6 protein-coding genes and 1 pseudogene are annotated in these 4,074 nt (G+C 46.2%); 6 read left to right on the forward strand and 1 reads right to left on the reverse strand.

Going from position 1 to position 4,074, the window contains the following annotated elements; genetic code table 11:
- The 6 genes and pseudogenes from A3757_RS21725 to A3757_RS21750 form a co-directional block, all read left to right on the forward strand.
- Positions 1–211: pseudogene (locus tag A3757_RS21725) on the forward strand (hypothetical protein); the annotation flags it as partial.
- Positions 208–732, forward strand: a complete 525-nt coding sequence (locus tag A3757_RS21730) for a gamma carbonic anhydrase family protein (RefSeq protein ID WP_068514819.1) — start codon at positions 208–210, stop codon at positions 730–732. The pseudogene A3757_RS21725 and the gene A3757_RS21730, both read left to right, overlap by 4 nt.
- Before the next feature lie 86 nt (positions 733–818).
- Entirely contained in the window at positions 819–1,004 is a 186-nt protein-coding gene (locus A3757_RS21735) for a DUF1289 domain-containing protein (RefSeq protein WP_197470208.1), read from the forward strand.
- A gap of 34 nt (positions 1,005–1,038) precedes the next feature.
- Positions 1,039–2,220 (forward strand): formate-dependent phosphoribosylglycinamide formyltransferase, encoded by a 1,182-nt coding sequence (gene purT / locus A3757_RS21740; protein WP_068740274.1) that lies wholly within the window; start codon positions 1,039–1,041, stop codon positions 2,218–2,220.
- A 20-nt stretch (positions 2,221–2,240) separates the two neighbouring features.
- Entirely contained in the window at positions 2,241–2,777 is a 537-nt protein-coding gene (locus tag A3757_RS21745; protein WP_068740276.1) for a DNA-deoxyinosine glycosylase, read from the forward strand.
- 5 nt (positions 2,778–2,782) lie between these two features.
- Positions 2,783–3,400 carry a tRNA-(ms[2]io[6]A)-hydroxylase gene (locus A3757_RS21750; RefSeq protein ID WP_231878355.1) on the forward strand — a complete coding sequence of 206 codons (618 nt, stop codon included), beginning with the start codon at positions 2,783–2,785 and terminating at the stop codon, positions 3,398–3,400.
- 19 nt (positions 3,401–3,419) lie between these two features.
- On the opposite strand, the gene A3757_RS21755 is transcribed toward A3757_RS21750, so the two are convergent.
- A partial coding sequence (locus tag A3757_RS21755; RefSeq protein WP_197470210.1) for a serine hydrolase occupies positions 3,420–4,074 on the reverse strand: 655 nt, incomplete at its 5' end.

Below are 4,074 nucleotides of genomic sequence, written 5' to 3' on the forward strand. Positions count from 1 at the left end.
CAAAGTGCCGGTGAGTTTCTTTTTAAATGAAGAACCCGTGCGTCGTGATAGAATGACCTACAAAGGTCTGGCATTCTCTGTGCCAAGCTATGATTACCACCATCAGGGCGAGCGTTATGAAATTTGGGGCTTGTCTGCCGTGGTGCTTGTTGAACTGATGAATATTGCATTTGATGCGAACATAACAATTTTTGACGGTGAAGGTAAATGATCTACTCCTTGGGAAGCAAAAAACCAAAATTTATTGGTGACGCAGCGTTTGTTGCGCCAAACGCATCATTAATTGGCGATATCGAAGTCCATGAGGGTGCTAGCATCTGGTTTAATGTGGTGATTCGTGCGGATAACGATAAAGTTATCATTGGTGAAAATAGCAATATTCAAGACGGTTCTGTTCTTCATATTGACCCGGGCTTTCCCTTACAAATAGAGAAAAATGTGACGATTGGCCACAAGGTCATGTTGCACGGTTGCCATATCGGAGAGAATTCCTTGATTGGTATTAATGCCGTTGTACTGAATGGCGCGAAAATTGGTAAGAATTGTTTGATTGGCGCGAACGCCTTGATACCTGAAAATATGGTCGTGCCGGATGGCTCGATGGTGCTGGGTAGTCCTGGCAAGGTGAAACGTGCTTTAAGTGAGCAGGAGATTCAAATGCTCAGTCTAAGTGCAGCGCACTATGTTCAAAACGGTCAGCGCTATGAATCAGGGTTGATTCTGGAGGACTAAGTGTTTGCCTGTTAAGATCGACGTTTCACATTTTATGTTTTTATTAGAAAGTAGTTGCCGAATAGTCGTTAGCGAAGAGTAGTTGTATGCCAGAAGAAATGAATGAAGTCCCGTCTCCATGTGTCAGTATTTGTGCACTTGATGTAAATGATGTCTGTGTGGGTTGTCACCGCACGGGTGACGAAATATCCCGCTGGTGGGGCATGGACAATACTGAAAAGAAAAAAATACTAGAGCTCGCTAAAGAGCGCGAACAGAAATCCTATATCTAGATTTATCCTCACAACTGACAACAGGTTTATCAAAATGACTAGCATTGGCACGCCCTTATCGCCTACGGCAACAAAGGTATTATTTTGCGGCTCTGGTGAGCTGGGCAAAGAAGTGGTTATCGAATTACAGCGCTTTGGTGTCGAAGTGATTGCTGTGGACAGGTATGCCAATGCACCGGCGATGCAAGTCGCACATCGCAGTTACGTGATCGATATGCTTGACCCAAAAGCGCTTAGAGAGGTGGTCGAGAAAGAGCAACCACACTTAATTGTGCCAGAAATCGAAGCCATTGCGACCGCTGAATTGGTGGCGCTAGAGAAAGAAGGCTACCAGGTTATTCCCTCTGCACGTGCAGTTAATCTCACCATGAATCGCGAAGGTATTCGGCGCTTGGCGGCAGAGGATTTGAGCATAAAAACCTCTCCCTATCAGTTTGCCAGCGATTATGAGGCTTATCTACAAGCGCTTCAGGAGATTGGTTTGCCGTGTGTGGTGAAACCGATTATGAGCTCCTCTGGCAAAGGCCAGAGCACTGTGAAGACTGAGGATGGTATTGATGCCGCTTGGGCATATTCACAAGAAGGTGGCCGTACAGGGGCAGGCACCATCATTATCGAAGGCTTTGTCGACTTTGATTATGAGATAACCTTATTAACTGTTCGCCACGCTGGTCAGACAAGTTTCTGTGCGCCGATTGGCCATGTCCAAAAGAATGGTGATTATCAACAGTCATGGCAGCCTCAAGCAATGAGCGAAAAGGCCTTGGCAGCGGCTCAGGATATCGCTCATAAAGTGACTGAAAACCTGGGTGGCAATGGTATCTTTGGCGTTGAGTTATTCGTAAAAGGCGATGAAGTCTTGTTTAGTGAAGTCTCACCTAGGCCACACGATACAGGCTTAGTGACCTTAGTATCGCAAGATCTTTCTGAGTTTGCTTTGCATGCGCGGGCTATTCTTGGATTGCCTATTCCCCAGATTAAACAGCTTGGTCCGGCAGCGTCCTCGGTCATTTTGGTTGAGGGGGAGTCCAAACAACTTTGCTTTGGTAACCTTGAAGAATGTTTGTCTGATACTGATGTGCACTTGCGCTTGTTCGGCAAGCCCGAAGTAAAGGGGCAACGCCGTATGGGGGTTGCACTGGCCTTGGGTGAAACAATTGAGGCGGCAACGCAGAAGGCGATCAAGGCATCTTCAGCGGTGACATTAAAGTTCTAGCGTTATTAGTGTGAAGTATAATGGCTGAAACGCAAAAAGTAATCGATAAAGGCTTTCCTCCGGTGCTTGGAGAAGAGCCAACAGTTCTAATATTAGGCACGATGCCCAGTGTTAAATCCCTGCAAGAGAAGCAATACTACGGACATCCTCGCAATGCCTTCTGGTGGATATTGGCGCAACTATGCAGTTTTGACCTGGCCTTGCCTTATGTGCAACGCCTGGAAGAGGCTAAACGCTGCGGTATCGCGATTTGGGATGTCGCTCATTCATGCTACCGCCCAGGAAGTCTGGATTCGAATATCGACCAGTCCACTATGAAGGCGAATGATATTCAAGGCATGCTTGAACAGAACCCGAGTATTAAGCTGATTGCGTTTAACGGTCAGGCTGCAGCCAAGTTGTACAAGAAGTTTATCGGCGTTTCAGTTACTCCTGATACAATCCTGAACTTACCTTCGACCAGTCCTGCCAATGCAGCCATGTCGAAAGAGGATAAGCTAGCGTCTTGGTGTGCTATGAAAGAATTTTTAAATTTAGATGAATATATCAGTGAGTAATGTTTGTGAGTGAGATAAACCAGGACTTAAGTGAAATATATAGCTTTCTTGGCTGTGAAACCCCTGACCTTTGGGTCGAAAATGCCCTGGCTAATCAGGATATCATGCTGCTGGATCACGCTCACTGTGAGAAGAAAGCAGCAATGACGGCGCTCAATCTGATTCACCGTTATCCGGGTAATCCAGACTTGCTGATGAAGATGTCTCGCTTGGCTCGTGAAGAGCTCAGGCATTTCGAACAGGTAATGAAATTTATCAAAAAGCGTAAACTGACATACGGCCACATGACCGCATCACGCTATGCAGCAAGGCTTAGAGATTCTGTCCGAAAACAAGATCCTGACCGTGTGATTGATCTACTGATCATTGGCGCATTTATTGAAGCGCGCTCCTGCGAGCGCTTTGCCAAGACAGCGCCCTTGCTAGACGATGAGTTAAAGGACTTTTATATTTCTTTGCTCAAGTCGGAGTCTCGTCACTATCAAGACTATCTAAAACTTGCTTCGGGTTATTGCAAAGAAGGGCTCGACGAGAGAGTCGCTTTTTTCAGAGAGAAAGAGCAGGAATTAATCGAGCAGCCAGATGAAGAATTTCGTTTTCATAGCGGGCCAGTGACTGCTTAGGTTTAGTTGGCTGGCGTTGCTATATGCAGCTGTACAAAGCATCAATTAAGGCTTTGGCGCAGGGCCCTGTTTCATTAATCGGGTGTACTCGATTGCCACAATAGCCAAAGCTGATTTTTGCATCTGGGTCAGCAAAAGCAATAGCGCCGCCTAAACCGGGGTGGCCGAAGCTTCTAGGGTTGTCACCTGTTTTAAAATACGGGTTGTTCAACATAAAGCCCGTTCCATAGCGAAAGTGGCGGTGGGTCATGACTTCAACACCATCCCACTGCTCTTTTATCGCGTCTTCCAAGGCCGCTTTGCTGATAAGTCGATGGTCTCGATTGAGTTCATCGATAGTTCCTTCCATTGACAATAGGCTATAAATCTTTGCGATATTTCTAGCGTTACTATGGCCATTGCCAGACCCGAACTCGTGGGTTCGGAAATCAGGGTCCTCAAACATACGCTGAGGGTCCGGGATTGGTTTCCAAGCTCTAGCAAGTAAAGAGTTTGGGTCGTTGACTTGTTGTAAGGTAGGAACACCATTAGATATGACGATATCGGCGCAACGAGTAATCTGGCTTTCATTCATGCCTAGGTAGAATTCAATATTGTTTGGCCCAAATATTTCTTCTTGCAAATATTGCCCTAAGGTTTGACCGGTACACTTACTGATCAAAGCCTGGCACAGA

Source organism: Oleiphilus sp. HI0117, assembly GCF_001635235.1.